The 19,779-nt window shown below is 40.6% G+C and carries 16 protein-coding genes; 11 read left to right on the top strand and 5 right to left on the bottom strand.

Annotation, left to right across the window (positions count from 1 at the left end; translation table 11 throughout):
- Window positions 1-19: 19 nt before the first annotated feature.
- From DI077_RS11540 to DI077_RS11525, 4 genes are all read left to right on the top strand, one after another.
- On the top strand, window positions 20-862 hold the full coding sequence (locus DI077_RS11540) for a flagellin N-terminal helical domain-containing protein (RefSeq protein ID WP_109019238.1): 843 nt from the start codon (window positions 20-22) through the stop codon (window positions 860-862).
- Between the two features lie 206 nt (window positions 863-1,068).
- Entirely contained in the window at window positions 1,069-1,605 is a 537-nt protein-coding gene (locus DI077_RS11535; protein ID WP_135354848.1) for a hypothetical protein, read from the top strand.
- Window positions 1,606-1,707: 102 nt separating this feature from the next.
- Window positions 1,708-4,698, top strand: a complete 2,991-nt coding sequence (locus DI077_RS11530; RefSeq protein ID WP_109019240.1) for a VIT domain-containing protein — start codon at window positions 1,708-1,710, stop codon at window positions 4,696-4,698.
- A gap of 256 nt (window positions 4,699-4,954) precedes the next feature.
- Window positions 4,955-5,707: an SDR family NAD(P)-dependent oxidoreductase gene (locus DI077_RS11525; protein ID WP_109019242.1), complete on the top strand. Its 753-nt coding sequence runs from the start codon at window positions 4,955-4,957 to the stop codon at window positions 5,705-5,707.
- A gap of 60 nt (window positions 5,708-5,767) precedes the next feature.
- On the opposite strand, the gene DI077_RS11520 is transcribed toward DI077_RS11525, so the two are convergent.
- The 3 genes from DI077_RS11520 to DI077_RS11510 all read right to left on the bottom strand — a co-directional run bounded on the left by DI077_RS11520 (window position 5,768) and on the right by DI077_RS11510 (window position 8,650).
- A complete protein-coding gene (locus DI077_RS11520) occupies window positions 5,768-6,139 on the bottom strand; it encodes a tetratricopeptide repeat protein (RefSeq protein ID WP_109019243.1) in 372 nt (123 codons plus the stop codon).
- Between the two features lie 91 nt (window positions 6,140-6,230).
- A complete protein-coding gene (locus DI077_RS11515) occupies window positions 6,231-6,746 on the bottom strand; it encodes a peptidylprolyl isomerase (protein WP_109019244.1) in 516 nt (171 codons plus the stop codon).
- A 47-nt stretch (window positions 6,747-6,793) separates the two neighbouring features.
- Window positions 6,794-8,650 carry an ABC transporter ATP-binding protein gene (locus DI077_RS11510; RefSeq protein ID WP_109019245.1) on the bottom strand — a complete coding sequence of 619 codons (1,857 nt, stop codon included), beginning with the start codon at window positions 8,648-8,650 and terminating at the stop codon, window positions 6,794-6,796.
- A 219-nt stretch (window positions 8,651-8,869) separates the two neighbouring features.
- Here DI077_RS11510 and DI077_RS11505 point away from each other — a divergent pair, with 219 nt between their 5' ends.
- The 6 genes from DI077_RS11505 (at window position 8,870) to DI077_RS11480 (ending at window position 15,148) form a co-directional block, all read left to right on the top strand.
- Window positions 8,870-9,370 (top strand): rhodanese-like domain-containing protein, encoded by a 501-nt coding sequence (locus DI077_RS11505; protein ID WP_242935440.1) that lies wholly within the window; start codon window positions 8,870-8,872, stop codon window positions 9,368-9,370.
- A 48-nt stretch (window positions 9,371-9,418) separates the two neighbouring features.
- The gene (locus tag DI077_RS11500) at window positions 9,419-9,811 is read left to right on the top strand and encodes a hypothetical protein (RefSeq protein ID WP_135354850.1); all 393 of its coding nucleotides are present in this window, start codon (window positions 9,419-9,421) and stop codon (window positions 9,809-9,811) included.
- A gap of 27 nt (window positions 9,812-9,838) precedes the next feature.
- Complete coding sequence (locus tag DI077_RS11495) at window positions 9,839-11,854, top strand: AsmA family protein (RefSeq protein WP_109019248.1); 2,016 nt, start codon at window positions 9,839-9,841, stop codon at window positions 11,852-11,854.
- Window positions 11,855-12,019: 165 nt separating this feature from the next.
- Window positions 12,020-12,613 carry a YceI family protein gene (locus tag DI077_RS11490; RefSeq protein ID WP_109019249.1) on the top strand — a complete coding sequence of 198 codons (594 nt, stop codon included), beginning with the start codon at window positions 12,020-12,022 and terminating at the stop codon, window positions 12,611-12,613.
- Window positions 12,614-12,756: 143 nt separating this feature from the next.
- Window positions 12,757-13,290: an NAD(P)H-dependent oxidoreductase gene (locus DI077_RS11485; RefSeq protein WP_109019250.1), complete on the top strand. Its 534-nt coding sequence runs from the start codon at window positions 12,757-12,759 to the stop codon at window positions 13,288-13,290.
- A gap of 1 nt (window position 13,291) precedes the next feature.
- Window positions 13,292-15,148 (top strand): monovalent cation:proton antiporter-2 (CPA2) family protein, encoded by a 1,857-nt coding sequence (locus tag DI077_RS11480; RefSeq protein WP_109019251.1) that lies wholly within the window; start codon window positions 13,292-13,294, stop codon window positions 15,146-15,148.
- Here the strand turns inward: DI077_RS11480 and DI077_RS11475 are convergent.
- Together DI077_RS11475 and DI077_RS11470 are read right to left on the bottom strand one after the other, a co-directional pair.
- Window positions 15,145-17,223: a histidine kinase N-terminal 7TM domain-containing protein gene (locus tag DI077_RS11475; RefSeq protein ID WP_109019252.1), complete on the bottom strand. Its 2,079-nt coding sequence runs from the start codon at window positions 17,221-17,223 to the stop codon at window positions 15,145-15,147. The two genes, DI077_RS11480 and DI077_RS11475, sit on opposite strands and share 4 nt — an antisense overlap.
- Window positions 17,224-17,255: 32 nt before the next feature.
- Window positions 17,256-18,482: a lipoprotein LipL46 gene (locus DI077_RS11470; RefSeq protein ID WP_109019253.1), complete on the bottom strand. Its 1,227-nt coding sequence runs from the start codon at window positions 18,480-18,482 to the stop codon at window positions 17,256-17,258.
- 52 nt (window positions 18,483-18,534) lie between these two features.
- On the opposite strand from DI077_RS11470, the gene DI077_RS11465 reads away from it, so the two are divergent.
- Window positions 18,535-19,776, top strand: coding sequence for an exo-beta-N-acetylmuramidase NamZ family protein (locus DI077_RS11465; protein ID WP_109019254.1), 1,242 nt, complete (start codon window positions 18,535-18,537; stop codon window positions 19,774-19,776).
- The last annotated feature ends 3 nt before the right edge of the window (window positions 19,777-19,779 follow it).

The raw sequence follows: 19,779 nt of genomic DNA, 5'->3' as shown, positions 1-19,779 counted from the left end.
CACAAAGGAGTGTAAGCCAATGATTATCAATCACAACCTGAGTGCGATTCAATCACATCGCTCTCTCAAGTTTACACAATGGGACGTAGATAAGTCGATGAGGACATTGTCTTCTGGCCAAAGGATCAACCAGGCCGGTGACGATGCTTCGGGACTAGCTGTTTCGGAAAAACTAAGGACTCAAATCCGAGGTTTGCGTCAGGCCGAAAGGAATACGGAGGATGGGCTTAGCTTCATCCAGACTGCGGAAGGGTTTCTGGAGCAGTCTGCTGAAATTATCCAAAGAATCCGGACCCTTGCGATCCAGACTTCGAACGGAATCTACACACCGGAGGACAGGCAACTCGTGCAGGTAGAAGTATCTGCATTGGTGGACGAGATCGATCGAATCGCTTCTCAAGCTGAGTTTAACAAGTTTAAACTCTTTGAAGGTGATTTCGCTCGTGGATCTAAAAAAGCGTCGATGTGGTTTCACATGGGAGCAAACGCAGGACAAAGAGAGCGTTTCTTCATAGGAACCATGACTTCAAAAGCTTTAAAAGTGTCGAAGGGAGAACTCTCTCTATCGACCCCTGGTAAAGCGGATGCAGCGATTGCTTTAGCGGATTTCGCCTTGGATAAGATCATGAAACAACGTTCGAACATGGGAGCCTACCAAAATAGACTCGAAAGTTCAGCTAAAGGTCTCATGAATGCATATGAAAATATGCAAGCATCTGAATCCAGGATCCGGGACGCGGATATGGCTGAGGAAATGGTTGCGTTTACCACGAAGCAAATTCTGGTGCAAAGCGGTACGGCGATGCTAGCGCAAGCAGGACTCAGAGGTAATACCGTATTACGACTCTTACAGAATACATAAGAGCGTAAGAAGGCAAGAGTTGCCTTAAACTATTGGCCTCTTTTCCCATGGGCAACATGAGAAAGGAGGCTTTTCTGTGTATTTTTGAAATTTATAAAGTACTACTTCGTTTTTATTTGTTAATTTTCTCACAAAATTCCTGCTAGTTGTTAATATATAAAATTGACCTTATCCATGTAGCTTTCATTCTGAAAGAAATGATGAATTTGATTAAAAATATAACAGCCTTTCTGCTTATTTTACTATTTTTATGTTTTTGTAACAAAAAAAACGATGACCCTTTAACGAATAAGGATCTCGGAAATGTTTTGCTTTTATACGTTTTTTTAGACGGGTTATGCAATTATAATATGGTAGCTTCCAAAGGAGCGGACTTTCCTACTATCACGATACCATCAAGCGGTAGATACAAAATCTGCGGAAACATAAGAGCAACTGTACGTGTAAAATTTGACGATTATTCAAAGGCATATAAAATAACTACCATACCAGGAAGTTCAAGTTATTACGATTCTTCATGCCAATATGTAACAACACCTCTTGCTGTGTATATGAGTGAATTAGCGGCCAATACGATCACTCAGCTCGTTTCAGTGGAAGAGCCCAAAAAAATAATTAGACCAAATCAAACTTACTTGTATTCCGTTTCAAGTCCTTCTTCGGGAGGAGTATCACAATGTACAAATAATGGAAAGTTATTGGGATCATCATCTAATTACGTTTTGGAAATTGAAGCAGAATAGAGGTATTCGAACGAAACGATATTTCCTAAAACTAAATTAAAATAAAGACACCATATTCTTTTTCTACGATACTGACTGTCTAAAAGTTTCGGAGGAAGAAACATGAAATTTCTTTCCAAATTCAAAAAATCAAAAGTTCTATTTATTCTTTTATTAGCCGTATTTCTCTTTGGGGGAGCGAAAAACAGGGAACCATCCGAATCACCTGAGTCTCCGGTTTCTCTCACTACAAGCGACGGAGCGGGGCTTGTTTTAAAAAGTTACGAATCAAATACGGTGCTGGACGGCTTTTTCGCATTCACTGAAATTAAATTGAGTTTTTATAATCCGGAAGACAGACAAAGAGAGGGAAGGTTTAGAATCGTCTTGCCGGATAATGCGCATTTGGCGCGATTTGCGATGATGATAGGAAATAATTGGCAGGAAGGGGAGGTTGTGGAAAAAGAGAAGGCTACGCGTGTATATGAGGATTTTTTACACAGAAGGCAAGATCCGGCTCTTCTCGAATCCGATGCGGGAAATGAATTCAGTGCCAGGGTATTTCCAATCACTGCCAAATCCGAAAAAAAAATCATTATATCTTATTCCACTACATTGTCCTCTTTTCCCCCTGTATACGTTCTCCCTCTCAAGGGACTTCCGGAGACCGATCATTTTCAAACCAGAGTTATTTTTGATGAACAGGAGTTTGGTGATAAAAACGGTTTTTTGACGGAGACTTCCGATCTCAAAAACAGCACTAGAAAGATCATTTCTCTGCAAAAGAAAAATTTCAAACCTACGGAGGATCTTCGTTTTGAGCATAAGATCAAGGGAAATCTTATCTCTAGGAAGGGGAATTTATTTGCAGCCGAGTTTGTTCCCATTCCCCAAGATAAGGCCGAGACAATTCCTGTTGAAAAGTTGGTAGTGCTTGTAGATACTTCGGCATCATCAGCAATACAATATTCGGTAACGATTGTACGATTAGAAAAGCTGCTTTCCGATCTGAATCCCAAGGAGTTGCACCTATTCGGGTTTGATACTTCTCTTAAATTTTACGGAACGGGGAAAAAAGGAATTCAAAAGTTAAAGGAAGTTCTTCCTTTAGGATCAAGTAATATAGGTTTGGCGATATCCGGAATCGACAAGGAAATCGATATTAGAGATGGAAGATTACTTGTCGTAAGCGACGGTGTTGCAACGGCCGGTGAAATCCAAAAATCGGAAATAGTGAAAATCCTGAAAAAAGAAAAATGGATTTCCCGATTGGATTTTGCAGTTCCCGGTTCTTACAAAGACACAGGTATGATTCAGGCACTTCTTTCTTTGGGAAAAGAAACAGGCGTTTTGACTCTGTTAAGTGATGATCTTTCGAATGTTGCAAAAAGATTAACCCGGAAAGTTTTCCTAAATCCTGTGGTAAGTGTTTCCGATGGAAAATGGATTTTTACGGGGGATATCTCTTCTTTGCAACCGGGTGATTCGATTACCTTATTCGGTGAGTTGAAATCCGAGGATTCCAAACCGCAAGACTCGATTTTATTCAACGGAAAAAAAATAACAGGCTTTCATACTGTTATTACCGAACCGGTTTTATTCGAACGGGAAGTGACTGCGGCAAGGATCAATCGACTACTCGAGTTATCCGGTAAGGAAGAGAATGAAGATACTGCCAAAGGATTGAGTTTGCAAGCAAGGGAGCTTTCCATTGCCCATAGAGTTCAGTGTCCCTTGACTTCCTTTCTCGTTTTGGAAACGGAAGAAGATTATGATCGGTTTCAAATCACCAGAAATTCTTTGGCGGATATACTTACCATCGGCATCGGTGGATTGGAAGTGATCAATCGAAAGCAGTCCGCAAATTACGTGTTTTTGGATCCGCAGAATGTGGAAAAACGAAAACTGGAAAAATCAAAAGACAGAGAAAAGGTTTCCAAACCCAAAAGAAACGGTAGGGAAAGAGAGGAAAAGGAAGATGCTAAAATGGTTTCCGGCGCTCCTGCCGATACGGATCGCTCCGACGACGAATCATCATCTAACACGGAAAATATTCCTTCCGAAACATCTTCGAACGATGTAAGGGAAGAGGTTTCCGATGCACCGCCTCCTGTCCGACAATCGGATCGGTTGCCGGAAAGAAATAACTTTCGGGTCGAATCCAATTCTGTATCTCCCGAACCTCCCCGGGAAACTCCTGAAAAACGGGAGAAAATAGATCCTCATACCGGTAATTTGAAACAATTTTATAAATTGTTAAGGAATGGTGAAAACGGGAAAGCCCTGGAATTTGCTTGGGAATGGAGAAGAAAAACTCCGGAAGACATTCTTGCCTTACTTGCATTAGGTGATTCTTATTATGCACTGAATGATCTGAATAATGCAACTCGCGCTTACACTTCTTTGATTGATTATTTTCCGCAAAGAGCGGATATAAGAAGATGGGCGGGTGAAAAACTACTGGCGATCGGAAATTATAAAGATGCGATCGATACGTTTGAAATCTCTCTGAAAAACCGACCGGATCATCCTAGCACATATCATCTATTAGCAATATCGTATTTGAAATTGAATTTATGGAAGGATGCTCATTCCGTTCTTCTGAAAGGATTGAACAGGCAATTCCCTTCCCGATTTCAAAATGTACATGATATTTTTTACGATGATTTGGATTTGATTCATACGATTGCGAAAAATTCGGGAGTCACTGTCATTGAACCACCTAATGAAATGGATACGAAAATAAAACCTAAGAATCTGAAAAAAGAGATCCGATTCATACTAGTTTGGGAAACGGATGCAAATGATGTCGATTTTCATATTTATGATAAGTTCGGCAATCACGCATTTTACAGCAAAAAGGAATTGGAATCAGGCGGTGAGTTGTATGCAGATCTAACGGGAGGTTACGGACCGGAATGTTTTCGCATAATAAATCCGAAGGCCTTCCCTTATCGTCTGGAAGCGCATTATTATAGTCGCGGCCCGATGGGTTATGGAATGGGTGCTATGCAGGTGATAAGATTTGACGGAGAGAAAAAACTGGATTTGGAAACTAGAAATTTTGTGATTATGAATGATGGAGCGTATGTAGACTTAGGAATGGTGAAGTAGGAAGAGTTTCAGGAAGGGATTTTTTTCCCTTCCTGGTGTACAGTTTGCCAGAAGGTTTTACTTTAGTTGCTCTTTGTGCAAAAGAGAGCCTGGAAACAATTTTGATTTGTTTCACTTGGTTTTGAATTTTTTCTTCTTTTCGTTCCATAGGAAAACGATCGGAAAAGATTTTCCGAAAAGCAAGCATTTTCTCGGGTATGTGATGCTTTAAACTTTCTTCTTGCCCTAAAGCCGTAAGGGCAAAAAATCTTCCTTCATGGATCAAAATCTCTTTGGTAAAACCGCAGTAGTCACCGGTGCCGCTCTCGGAATCGGAAAAGAAACTTCCTTACTTTTGGCTCGGAAGGGGGCTTTCGTAATTGTTTCCGATATCAATGAAACGGAAGGGAACAATGTAGTCTCCGAAATTCAAAAAGAAGGTGGAAAGGCGGTTTTTATCAAATGCGATGTAACTCAGGAAGGGGAGATCGTTTCCTTACTTGACTTTGCAAAATCCGAAGGCAGACGTTTGGACATTATGGTCAATAATGCGGGAATTGCCAACAAACCCGTGTTTATGCATAAAGTTTCCACAGAAATCTGGAATCAATTGATCTTAATGGATTTAACGAGTGTTTTTTGGTGTCAGAAGTATGCCACCAAGCATATGCTTGCCGACAGAAAGGGCGGTTCCATCATCAATGTTGCATCCATTGCGGGACTTGGTGCGTCTCCGTCTCTCGGCCCTTATTGTGTCGCCAAAGCGGGAGTAGTCGAGCTATCGACAACAGGTGCTTTGGAAGTGGCGAGGTTCGGTGTCAGGATCAACGCGGTTTGTCCCGGTTGGACGGAAACTGCAATCTTACATGTAGCAGGAGAAAGAGGAATCGAGGCTATGCAGAAAAATATTCCTATGGGAAGATTGGGAAAACCTGCGGAAGTGGCAAATTTAATCGCCTTTCTTGCTTCCGATGAGTCCAGCTTTATCACTGGCTCCGTCTACCGAGTGGACGGCGGAACCAGAAGTTAGGTTTTAGTTTTTTAAGAAAATCATGAAACGCCGTGCGGATATGGCGGAAGAGATGGATTCTTATTTATAATGATAATAGTGATTGGGATCATCCCATTTGGATTGTTCTATTTTTCTGATATTCTGAATCTTTTCTCTGTCTAATTCCGCTTTCACTAAATCAGACATGGTTTCGAAAATTCTGGAACGAAGTTCCAATGCGGGAATAAAATTGTTCATTAGAGAGATTGAGATATTACATTCGTTCAGTGCATCCTCGTATCTTCTGTTCTCGAAATGAATTTCCGCTAGAAAAAGATGAGACGCTTGCGTGAAAGAAGGATGAACCTGTTTCAAATATTCCGTCATCGTTTGAAAGGCTAGTTCCGAATTTCCTTCTTCTCGGAGTCGTTCCGCATTTTCCTTTAATTGTATGAGAGAGCGGGAAGACATTTGCTCCTCCTGAAGTGCCGAATTATACTTACAACTAAGTAAAAATAGCCGGTAACCCTTACTTCGAGTTTCCAAAGTAAGGGTTTTGCTTTTAAGTCTTTCTTTGATCTAAGATCGTATTCCATTCGTCTAAGTGAGGTTTGGCGATTTCGAAAACAGATGTAGTGTCTCCGTCTATAATGAGAGCTTCAATACGATCTCCCATTTGGATGCTATTCACAACCTTTTGGTCCTCTTCTCCTACTACCGCTCCGAATACTGTATGTTTTCCATCCAACCAATTTGTAGGTACATGAGTGATGAAAAACTGACTTCCGTTTGTATTCGGGCCTGCGTTTGCCATGGATAAAATTCCCGGTTTGTTGTGTTTTAGGTCGGCAACAAATTCATCTCTGAATTTATAACCCGGTCCGCCGGTTCCAGTTCCCAGAGGGCAGCCACCTTGGATCATAAAATCTTCTATGACTCTGTGAAATTTGAGGCCGTTATAAAATCCTCTTTTTGCGAGGTTTACAAAATTGGCTACTGTGTTCGGTGTTTTATCTGCGAATAGATTGATTTTGATATCGCCTTTGTTCGTTTTGAAAGTTGCGGTCAATTGTCCCATGTCTTTTAGGAAATTGGAACGGGGTAGAGGGGGCAAGCTTAAAAAAACTATTTGTAGCCTGCCGCCTGTAAGGAAAACAAATGAGCGTACCTTCCGTTTTTTTTCAAAAGTTCTTCATGACTTCCTTGTTCCAGGATTTCTCCTTCTTCGATGACTATGATTTTATCGGCCATTCGAACCGTGGAAAAACGATGGGAGATCAGAACTACCATTTTGTTTTCCGTTAGGGAACGAAAATGGTTGAATATATTCATCTCGGCCTCCGCATCCATTGCCGCAGTAGGCTCATCTAACACGAGTATGTCTGCTTTTTTTCGCATAAAAGCGCGGGAGAGTGCGATCTTCTGCCATTGGCCTCCCGAAAGTTCCTGACCTGTTTTAAACCATTTGCCAAGTCTTGTCCCGAACCTCTCCGGAAGATTCTGGATAAACTGCTTTGCCATTCCTTTTTCGGATGCAATTTCCCATTCGGATTCGTCTTCTATGGATTCTATATCTCCTACTCCGATATTTTCCCCGACGGTAAATTGGTATTGAACGAAATTTTGAAAAATCACTCCGATTCTTTTTCTGAGAACATCCACCTCCCAATCGTTCAGGTTCACACCGTCTAACAAAATCCTGCCGGAAGTAGGGGTATAAAGTCTGGTAAGCAGTTTGATGAGTGTGGTTTTACCGGATCCGTTTTTTCCTACGATCGCAAGTTTCTCCCCGTGTTTCAGATGCAGTGAAATGTTTTTCAAAACGGGTTCCTTACTACCCGGATATACAAACGTAACATTTTCAAAAACAATTCCTTCCTGATGGATTCCCTTTTTCAAAGATCCGTTTGATTTGTGAATCGGCTGTTCCAAAAATTCATAGAGGTTGGCAAGATAAAGGTTATCTTCATACATACCTCCGATGGATGTAAGTGCTGCCGAGAAAGTGGACTGTCCTTGCCGGAATACGACCAGATACATGGTCATCTCACCTAATGTGATCTTTCCTGAAATGGTTTCTATCACGATCCAGGCATAGGCAATGTAAAAAGCGGCGGTACTAAAAAGTCCCAGTATATATCCCCAAAGACCTTTCTGCAAACTTAAGTTTCTATCTTCTTTATACAACCTAACGAAAATTTCACGATATCTGGAAAGTAACATGTCTCCCAATTGGTACAATTGCACTTCCTTTGCATAGTCTTCCCGGGCAAGAAGTGTCTCCAAATAGTTTTGTTCGCGAGTTTCGGGAGATCTCCAACGAAACAATCTGAATGCATGTGCGGAAAATTTCGTTTCCGCAATGAACGAAGGAATCGCCGCAATGATCAGAATAAACACGGCCCATACGGAAAGTTGAAGTAATAATCCGATAAATGAAAATAATATCAATCCGGATTGTATCAGTCCGAATGTCCGACTAATTAAAGATAGCGGGCGACTGGATGCTTCCGAGCGGGCTTGGCTCATTTTATCGTAAAACTCTGAATCTTCGAAATGAGTCAGATCCAGTGTAAGTGCTTTTTCCAGGATCATTTCGTTCACTCTTTGTCCCAGTTTTACACGTAAAAGGGATTGGCTAACGACTTGGCCTTTTTGACAGGCGGCAAAGATGGTGATGGCGCAGGCTTCCAAAGCTACGTAACGCAAGGAAGAATAACTTTGTTCCCAGCTATTTCCGATCACAAGTCCGCTCGTGGAAGAAAGAACGACATTGTCAACGATCAGTTTGCCGAGATAAGCTATGATCGCCGGAAGAATCCCGCCTAATATAGTAAAGATGGCAATGGCGAAAGTGAGTTTTTTACTCGTGGTCCATACCAGGTTCAAAGCTTTTCCGCTATAACGGAATACGGAAAGAGAAGGTAATAGGTTGTTTTGGGATACGAAGTCTTTGACGGGATTGGTTTCTTTGTGAGGCATCTTTGATTTTATCTAAATCCTATCTTCCTAAATCATTTTTTTCTTAGCTTGGAAAGTCCACCGTTTCTTAGATCAGGATTTTTTAGTTCCTACTTTCCGTTTATTTTTGAAATTTCTTGATTTTTGATTTTAATAAGTCTAATCTAGACTAAAAGAAAGATAGTTTTTTCTGGGGGTAGTATGAAATTTTGGATTTTGCTATTTTCTCTACTTTTGGTTATGGATTCCGCGTTTGCAGTCTCAAAAAAGAAACCTATAAAAAAACAATCCAACCCCATTCCCAACCGATTGATCGATTATAACGGATTTCAAAAAATCGTTGTGGAATCTTCGGAAGAACGGGAAAACAAACGATTAACAGAAGATAAATTTTTGGAGATGATGGCAGAAGATCAAACCGTACTACTTGATGCCCGTAGTGAAAATCGATACCAACTCCGCCACATCAAAGGCGCTTTCAATTTGCCGTTTACGGAATTCACCGAGGACAGCCTTGCCAAACTGATTCCAAATAAAGATACGAAAATTCTGATCTATTGTAATAATAATTTCGAAGGTAGTCCGGAATCCTTCGCAGCCAAAGCTCCCGCCGCCTCATTGAATTTATCTACTTACACTTCCTTAAAAGCTTACGGATACAAAAACGTATATGAGCTTGGTCCTCTTTTGGACATTCAAAAAACCAAGATTCCTTTTGAAGGAAAGGAATTGGAGAAATAAGAAAAAACGCTATACGTTCCCTTTCTTTTCCTATAGTTTTTGTTTTCTATGAATATTGTACTTTATCAGAATTTATTCAAGGTCACGGCTGTGATCAATATCATCGGAGGGGTTGCTGCCGTTTTCGGAACCCCTCTTTATCTGGAACTTTTTTACGGAGTCAGTGAATCTAATCGACTGCTTCAATTTTATCATATTAATTTTTGGATCATTGTTTTCGCCATGGGAATCGGTTACTGGTTTTTAAGTCTGGACCCGATTCGATTCAGACCGATTGCTCTTCTGGGTGCTATCGGAAAATTAAGCGCAAGCATATCCTGGATCATAATGATATATCTGGGAGAGGGTAGTTTACTGCTTCTCGGTGGTGTGATCTTTGACTTGTTTTTCGGAATACTAATGGCTTTGTTTTATTTTCGATCGAGAGAGAGCATGGTATAGATTTATATCCCTACTTTAGAGACTTTTATGTGGCAAAAATTTTTAAAATACTTCGCTTACTTTTTTCTGGGACTCGGTTTCCTTATCTTTGCATTATTTCTCGGGCTCAAACAGATTTTGGATACGAAAACGGTCAAAGATTCGGTTTCGGATAACGTTCGTAAGTTTGTTAACCTGGATGTAAAATACTCGGAAATAGGATCTTTTGTTTTTCCTTTCCCCGGAATCAAGATTCAAAATCTGGAAATATCGGACCAAGGTCAACCGTTGGCCTATGTAGAATCCATTCGTCTTCAACCGAATTTTTTCGCTTTGCTGCAAAAGGAATTCAAAATCAGTTCCGTTTCCGTAGACAAGGGTAAAATTCAACTAACAAGAGATAACGAAGGCAAGTTTCCCGTTTTAGGAAAATTGCAAAATAAAAACGAAGAAAAAGAAGAACCAGTGAAGGATGATCCGGAATCGATTCTATCTTTGATTCCTTCCTATATCAGGATTAATGACTTGGAATTTATTTTGAATGATCTTCCTACGAATTCCAAACAAACGATTCTGATTCGGGACTTTTTCATTGAAACGGACGACGATGATCGTTCGATTGATTTGAGTTTGAAGTCCGAAATCAATCAGACCGAATTTATTTTGGAAACCAAAACCTATTTAACTGCAAACGAATGGTCTTACGAATCATTACGGACTGAGACGGAAATCCATTGGAATGATGCGAAACTTTCCCAGTTTCAGGATCTTTTGTCCGTATTTCCCGATGCGGATTTTTCAGAATCGAAATTGAATCTGGGTTTGGCACTGAAGAAAGAAAACTCGGATCAAATTCACCTAAGCATAGTTAGGTTTTCTTTGGAAGGAGTCAAAAGAAAAACGACTTTCATCGGGGATTTGTTTTTAAGTCTGCAATCGGATTTTTCCAAAGAGAATGGGAAAATCCAAGTGAATTCGTTTTTTATGGATCTTGGAAAATTCGCTCATTTGGGTGTGGAGGGGAATGTTCTTCTGCGGGAAAAAGAAAGGAAATTGGACTTTTCCGTAAATTCGGATTTTTTCGATTTAAGAAAGGTTCTGTTTTTCAAAGATAGTTTTGCGAAATTCCAGCCGGATAAATTCAAACTGATACGGGAAAAGGAGTCTCCAGTTGTCCTGAAAAAAGAAGATCCGATTCCTCTATTTGCAAATCTGAAATTCGATTTTAAAAATTTAAATATAAACGGGCACTTGATATCGAGTTTGATAGGAAATTTGGAGTATAACCCAAGTCAGATGATATTGTACCCGACAGAGGCCTCTCTTTACGGAGGACAAATCAGAACGGAAGGAAATGTCTCGTTCGCTACTCCTATACCCACTCTCCAGTTGAAAGGAAAAGTCTCAAGAGTCAGCCTGGAGCCTGCCATCGACAGGATGACCGATGATAAATACATAAAAGGTAGATTGAATTCCGATTTCACCGTTAAATGTAAGTTAGGTGATTCGGCAACTATCAAAAACTCACTGGATGTAAAAACAAAGTTTCATGTCACTCAAGGTAAATTGTTAGGTTATGCAAATTTTATCAAACCGGTAGCTACGATCGGCCAAATTTTAAATTTTAATCTGACTTCAAAAGAAAGTACTTCCTTTGAATCCATCACCGGTGGATTGGATTTGTACAAACAAAAAGCGACCTTAACTGATTTTTCCATGAAAGGAGAAGGCCTTTCTGCAACGGGGGGAGGGGTATATCAAACCAATGGAAAAATCGATATGAAATTTACAGTATCTCTTCCTGGAGCAGTGGGCAAAGCAGTGAAACTTCCAATTCTTTATCGTGGTATTATGGGAAGAAATGTCGCTTACATTGATCCTGTTTGGATGGCTTCCGTTTATGCAGGCACTGTACTTCTTGCAGGTCCGGTTGGTACCTTGGTAGGTGGAATGGTCGGATCGGCTGCATCGGATAACGTAGAAAAGGTGGTTGGCAGCGTGAAAGATTCGGTGAATTCAGTTCGGGCCTTTTTTACGGGGAAAGATGAAAAATCGAAAAAATGAACCTAGTTTCGGGCTTCTAGGATTTTTAACAAAACTGTAAGGTATATTGGATAAAAAATCCGCTATTTTGGAAAATTACATAAAATAGTCGATTTTTTTGTTTGCTGATCTCGCCGCTTGGGCAAAATCTTAGTCTAAAAGAAAAGATTATAGGTAGGGTAGTTTATGTCAGGTTTAAAATCAATTTTTGCTGTGGGGCTCGTTCTTGTTTCCCTTTCAGGTATTTCCGCGCAGAATTTCAAAGTGGACAACGCTCATAGTTCCGTCGGGTTTAAAATCAAACACTTAGGAATCGCAACCGTTGCAGGAAGCTTCAAAGATTTCGATGCCAAGTTCAGCTTTGATGAAAAAACTGGTTCTCTCAGCATTGTTGACGCTACTATCAAAGTAGAATCAATTAACACGAATGATGCGAAAAGAGATGATCATTTGAAAAGTAAGGATTTTTTCGACGAAGATAAGTTTCCTACCATCACATTCAAAGCTTCCAAACCGGTTTCCTTGAAAAAAGGTGCTTCTACGAAAGTTCCGGGAGAACTAACGATCAAAGGAGTAACTAAGCCTACTGTTTTGAATGTAAAATATGCCGGGATTGCAAAAGATCCGTGGGGAAATACGAAACTAGGTTTCGAAGCGGATACGAAAATCAAACGTGCTGACTTCGGAATCACTTGGAACAAAGCTTTGGAAACAGGCGGAGTACTTGTAGGCGAAGAAGTTGATATCAAGATCGAAGGTGAGGCTGCTAGCGCTCAGTAATTCGTAAGAACTCATTGTCTTTTATTCTGCAGAGGGAACCCAAACTCTGCAGATGTATATTCCAATTAGGAAATTTAAATTTAAAACAGAAAATCAAAATAAAAATTCTAGCCAGTGAAGGCTGAATTAAAATTCTTTAGCCAATGGCGAAAGTTCTGCTTCTATTTGTTCATCCCAGTCTTGAAAAGTCAAAAGTCAATCGTACGTTAATCGATTTTATACCTACCCATGATGATTTGACCTTTCATGATCTGTATGAAGAATATCCGAATTTTCATATCAACATAAAAAAAGAGCAGGATCTATTGACGGATCATGACATCCTGCTCATCCAACATCCTCTCTATTGGTACAGCGTACCTGCTTTATTCAAACAATGGATTGATTCCGTTTTGGAAAAAGGTTGGGCATATGGAGAAGGAGGAGATAAATTAAAAGGTAAAGTCTGGAAACATATTATTTCCACGGGCGGTGGTGAAGATGCATATCAGCTGGGGGGATTTCATAATCATCCCATTGAAAACTTTTTACTTCCTTTTCAGAGAACTGCGGAACTTTGCCAAATGAATTTTGAATTTCCATTTTTAATCCAAGGAAGCTTTCGTCTTTCCGAGGCGGCAACTTACGAAGCCGGCCTTCGTTATAAAAATCTTTTGTCCGGACTATTGGAAAAATAATATGAATGATGCTAATTTTTTTATACAGGCCTTAGTTTATTTAAGTGCAGCCATCGTTATTGTCCCGATTGCCCAAAGACTGGGACTGGGATCGGTTTTGGGTTATCTTCTTGCAGGTATAGTCATAGGTCCGGCCGTACTCGGGTTCGTCGGTTCCGAAGGCCAGGATATGCTGCATTTCGCCGAATTCGGCGTAGTGATGATGTTGTTTGTGATCGGTTTGGAGCTAGAGCTAACTTTGCTTTGGCGGCTAAAGTATTGGCTTTTGGGTTTGGGCGGTTTGCAAATCATACTAACGACTGTCATATTTACTTCTTTAAGTTGCTTTTTTGACTTGGAATTCAAACAATCCTTGGCACTCGGCTTGATCTTGTCCTTATCCTCCACAGCTATCGTATTACAAACGTTAAAAGAAAAAGGTTTGATGAAAACATTGTCGGGGCAAGCGTCCTTTTCCGTTCTATTGTTTCAGGATATGGCGGTGATTCCGATATTAGCTATTTTTCCTCTGCTTGCCGATTCGAATGCGGAAGGAGGAGCCGGACACGGAACAAGTCTGATTCATCATTATCCGGGTTGGATACAGGCGTTGATTGTCATCTCCGTCGTTGTATCCATCATACTAGCGGGAAGATATCTTCTCAGTCCTTTGTTTCGCATTTTGGCTTCTACGGGACTGCGGGAAGTTTTTACCGGAGCGAGTTTACTTTTGGTAATAGGAATTGCACTTCTTATGAGTGCGATTGGTTTGTCTCCCGCACTTGGAACTTTTCTTGCGGGAGTGGTTCTTGCGACAAGTGAGTTCCGACATGAATTGGAAAGTGATTTGGATCCGTTCAAAGGATTGTTGCTCGGTCTTTTCTTTTTAAGCGTCGGAGCTTCGATGAATATCTCGGTTGTGGTGCAAAATCCGGTCTTTGTATTCGGGATCGTATTTGCAGTGTTATTCGTAAAGGCGCTTATACTTTTTATACTGGGGCTTTCCTTTCGATTGCCTTTGGATCAGAATCTTTATTTTTCAATCGCCTTATCTCAGGTAGGTGAATTTTCCTTCGTATTATTCAGCTATTCGGAAGAAAACGGAATTTTACCCAAGGATAAAGTTTCTCTTATGGTTGCCGCAGTTGCCATCAGCATGGCTTCCACTCCTATTTTTCTACTGATCTATGAAAAATTATTCAAATCAAGATTGGAAGATAAAGGCACTCCCAAAAGAGAAGCGGATAAGATTTACGGAGAGGAAAACGCGATCATAGTTGCGGGCTACGGCAAATTCGGGAACATGCTCGGCCGGTTCCTTCGAGCCAATAAGGTAGGAATTACCGTACTTGATGACGATGCATCCCGAGTGGATATGTTAAAAAGTTTCGATTTCAAAGTATATTTCGGAGATGCGACAAGGCATGATCTATTACACTCCGCAGGTGCCGAAAGAGCGAAGATTCTGATCGCAAGTATGGATAGTTTGGAGAAACAGGAAGATCTGATTCGGACTGCAAAAAAACATTTCCCCCATTTGGAAATTTTAGCGAGAGCGGGGGATCGGGAAGAAGCATATATTTTAAAAGAGTTGGGCGCACATCGTATTTATCGGGAAACAAGAGAAACTGCGATACGTTTGGGTGTGGATGCCATGCGCTTATTGGGTTATCGGGCTTACCAAGCGGAAGTTTCCGCACAAACTTTTATGAAACACGATGAAGATACGTTTCATGAATTATTCGAACATAGATCCGATCGCAAAACATATATTAGTTTGGCTAAACAGAGAAATGCCGAACTGGAAAGGCTTATGAAAGTTGATGAGGAAGAAGATGAAGTTTTCGAAGAAGAATGGGATGAGATCGAGAGATCTTAAGAAGATAACGGCAACAAAATCCTGAATACGGTTCTACCCGGTTTTGTTTCGAGTTCCAGAATCCCCTTATGTTTAGCTGTGATTTTTTGAACTATATCGAGCCCAAGTCCTGTTCCTTCGCCCAAAGGTTTGGTTGTAAAAAAAGGTTCGAAAATTTTATCTCGAATCGAATCCGGGATTCCCGGGCCTGTGTCTTCTATTTCAACACCTAAATATTGTTTTGTGTCCCTAGTTTCATCTTTCAGAGTTAATGTCAATTTACCCCGGTAGTTCATGGCTTGTAAGGCGTTTTGAATCAAATTTGTCCAGAGTTGAAGCAAATCATCATAGTATCCGTAGATCTCTGGATCGTAGGAAAAATTACGAACAATTTCGATTCCCCGTTTCCAAAGATTTTGATAGAGGGTGATTACTGTTTCCAATGAATCTGAAATTCTGATCGGAGTTTTTGTAGCATTCGGATTGCTATGGATAAAGTTGCGTAAGGAATAAATGATCTTGGAAGTTCGGATTACCGCAAACTCGATCAGTTTTGCTCCGCTATAAACGGAAAGGCATTTCAGTGTAAAGTCGACTGCCGGTTTGAATTTTGTTTCTTGCAGAAGATAATAACAAGACTCGGGGATTTCGTAGATCCCTACTGCGATCATATCTTCAGCGATGTCGAAAGGATTTTTGATTCCTAGTTTTTGCAATTCGTTACTGAGTTGTTGCCTTCGGATTCTAAAATCATTTCCTACCGGATTTTGCAGATCCGCAGGAATCCGGCTGATTAGGATATGTAAATTTTGAATGTCTTTTTCAGTAAGTAGTCTGAAGGAATCAATGGCGTTTAGTATGGTGTTTGGAAAGGATTCCAGGCTTTCGGAAATAATATGATTGGTTGCTTGAATGGCTGCGATCGGATTATTGATTTCATGAGCGATCCCGGATACTAAATTTCCCAGGCTTGCCATTTTTTCCGACAGGATCAATTGATTTTGGGCTTTTTTTAGATTGTTGATCGCTTCTTCCAATTCATCCTTTTGTTTTCGTATAATCTCTGTTCGTTGAAATGCGAGCTTACTTTCCGTAATATCTTTCAAGATGATCGTATGATAGATGCTTTTCTGTTTGAAAACATCCTGTGTGGAGACGATAAAGGTTCTGTTTTCACCCTTGAAATTTTTTGTCCATTCTCCTTCCTTCCAATTATTGATTTTCATTGTATAAAGCAGGTTGTGTAAATCGGGAGAGATGGAAGAAATCGAACTTGCAATGATACTTCCAAATCCGCTTTCAAATAGGGAAAAAGCAGCCCTATTTGCATCCAAAATATTCCATTTATCGTCTGTTACAAGCAATGTGTCTTTTAGATTTTCGAAAATGGCGTCCCTTGCAAGAGGAATCAGATCAAAAAAACGGATATGATAAAACCCCAATGCCCAAATGATATTTGCTACCGAAAATGCAAGAGGAGATAAATCCAATTGCGGATTGATATAAGGAACTAGTCCGAAAGAAGTCATTACCCCCGTGGAAAAAGGAAGCCACAGTCCTATCATTACGATTAGAATCTGTCTTTTGAAAAAACCTCTGGTGGAAAATCCGAAATAGAGGAGGATAACGGAGGAAAGAAGCAATACGAACAGTGCAAATCCCGCATTGATATTCATCCATATTTCCCATTTGTATTGGAAAAATACTCCTAACTCGCTATTGATTAATTTTAAATTGCTACGGACCAGATCCGGAAAAAACCAAACTATACATTGGTTGATTAGAATGAATCCGATTAACGGTATTAATATCAGTTTTGTCTGTTTGTTCCATTTCCCGACCAAAGACAAAATAAGAAGAGGTGGAAATAGAATTAAAAGATCGGTGCCTATAAATTGGATATTGTCCCAGAAGAGCGCTTGTTCGACAGTTTCGCAATTGAGCTCTATTAGATAACCGAAAGAGTAGATAATAATTCCCGTGATGATTCCCAAAAAAGGAAGCGAGCCGGGAATATTTCTGTTTCTCCAAGCGATCATTCCATTAAAGCCTCCGATTAAGAAGGCAAAAAACGGAATGATGCTGATCCAGGACATTCTTTGTTTGAATTAAAGTCTAAGAAAGGAGCTTAACGATTTTGAAAAACCGCTTCCACAACTCCACGCTTAGAACCTATGATGTTTAAGGTTTTTGTAGCAAGGAATTTGAAGCTGGAATCTTTTTTATACATCAATTCTTCCGCGAACATGGTTTCTTTTCCCGGATAGGTGAGTTCCCATTCTGAGCCACTTGCGTCTGTTTTGCGATCATTGATTTGTTTTACGGAAGTATATTCCATCAAATCGTTTTTGAAACCGATAGCAGTTTCCAAATCCAATCCTTTGAACTTCAATATGATCGTGTTTTGTTCGGTAAGTTTGAACCACTCGTCTTTGATTTGTTTTGCGGACTTGTCGGAGACTACTTTTGACCAGTCTTTAACCGCTTGTTCCCGGGAAACTTCCTGAGTGATGTCCGCACCTCTTCCTTCGTGAGATCCGGAACCGAAAATTTTCCCATCTCCCCAAAGTTGGATGATTCGATAAGGTCCGGTTGCCGCTGAACTTAAAAAATCCGTTTTTTTGCCTCCGGGTAATACGATCGGTTTTTGATCCGTAGTATTTACCTGTCCGATGATGAGCACTTCGGCTCCTGCGTCTTGTGCTAAAGAAAGAAGAGGACTGCCTTCTTCCACCGAAGTCAGATCCAGTTTGGCAAGAGAGGGATTTTTTCGAAGTAGCGCTGTTAGTTGAGAGCTATCTACGACTTTATTTCCCTTGTTTCTCAGTTTTTCGATTAACTCCGCTTCGGCGATATTTGTAGCGGACCCGATAGGGAAAGATTTTCCATTGATGGTGGTTTGGACGAGTACTGCGATTCTGGGATTGCCCACATCATCCAGCAACTGATCCACAGCAGTGGAAAGTTTGGTAGCTTCCACTTCGCAACGGACATTCAATCGGATCATGTCTTGCGTGTCCAGTTTCCAGTTTTCTTCGCTGATGATTTCGTATTTTTTTACGAATGCGTCTGTTTTTCCGTAGAGTTTGGTGCCTAGGGATTGGCCGTCGGCGACTCCTGATTTTTCCGTGATTTGTTCCCCAATGAGTTTACGGATTGCATTGAGTTTTGCATCTTTCAAAGCCTTATTTCTGGCAAGTGCCAAGTCTCCCTGGTAGATGGGAGCCTCTCCCATTGCAGTTACCACGTTTTCAGGTAAATTTCCTGATTTTTGTGCAGATGCACCGCTCGTACAACCGAGCAAAAGAACCAAAAAGACGGATATCGGGAAATTCAGTTTAAGTCGTTTCGACATAAGGAAGCAATTCTCCTTGAAGATTTGCCATATAGTATAATCTTCTACTTACATGACCAAATACTTTTTTAGGTTTTCCGCTCTCTTTATTTTGGCCGCTTGTCAAGGAAACACTGTTCCTCAGTTCCGGGTTCACCCCCAGGATTCGAAGTTAATTCCGTCTAGTGAAATTTTTTACTCATCCATCCTTCCCACTCTCTCGGGAAAGAAGGTGATGCTTGTGACTAACCCTTCGGGTATCGGAAACAACCCCGGGAAAATCATTCGAGAATTCGAAAAGAACCAGGTCATACTGGAACATTTGATCGGTTTGGAACACGGATTTCTCGGTTTGGAAGAAGAATTTAGCCAAACGCCTGTTACGATGGATACTACCTTTGACAGACCATTGTATCATATCTACCGTATCAAAGATTCCGATCTTCGCGTTCTTTTGAACGAAGTGGATGTAGTTCTATTTGATGTGCAGGATGTGGGAATGCGATGTTATACATACGTAAGTGTGCTCAAACGACTGCTTGACGGCGTAGGAAAGGCTAAAACTAAATTTATCGTTTTGGATCATATCCATATTGCAATGCATCTTCCTCCGAGAGGAGAAAAGATGAGTCCTAAACATTTGAACTTCGCAGGCGAATTTCCTTCTCTCTTAATTTCCGGAATGACATTGGGCGAATCTGCATTGTTTTACAACAAGGAATATCTTTCCGGTTCCGTGAATCTGCAAGTAGTTCCCGTATCCGGTTATCAAAGAAGCCAATACTTTGAAGATACCGGTCTTCCCTGGGTGACTCCTTCACCTAATCTGCCTATGGTGGAATCCGCGAGAAATTATATGGCTCTCGTGATGCTTGAAGGAGTGAATGTTTCCGTCGGGCGGGGGACGCAAGCTCCCTTTGTTTATTTCGGTGCCCCTTGGATGATTGATCCTGAGATTCTCGCAAAAAAATTGGGAGAAATATCCAAGTCCTATTATTTCACTCCGGTGTTTTTCAAACCTACTTTCGGACCGCATAAGGGAAAAATTACAAGTGGTCTGCGTATGAATTTAGTGAGAGCGGATTATGATCCGATTGAGCTTGCTTACGAATTGATCCGTCTCATGAAAGAAACCTATCCGAAAGATTTCAAATGGAATAAAGGAAGTACGAATTATTGGGTGGATCAGCTTTGGGGAAATGATCATTTTCGAACGGCGATCGGTGAAGGTAAAACTTATTCCGAGTTTCACTCTTCATTTATAAAATCGGAAGCCGATGAGAAAAAAAGAATCGAACCTTATCTTCTTTATTAATCG

Origin of the sequence: Leptospira kobayashii (assembly GCF_003114835.2) — a bacterium.
Taxonomy (GTDB): Bacteria; Spirochaetota; Leptospiria; order Leptospirales; family Leptospiraceae; genus Leptospira_A; species Leptospira_A kobayashii.
This window is presented reverse-complemented; position numbering and strand designations above follow the sequence as displayed.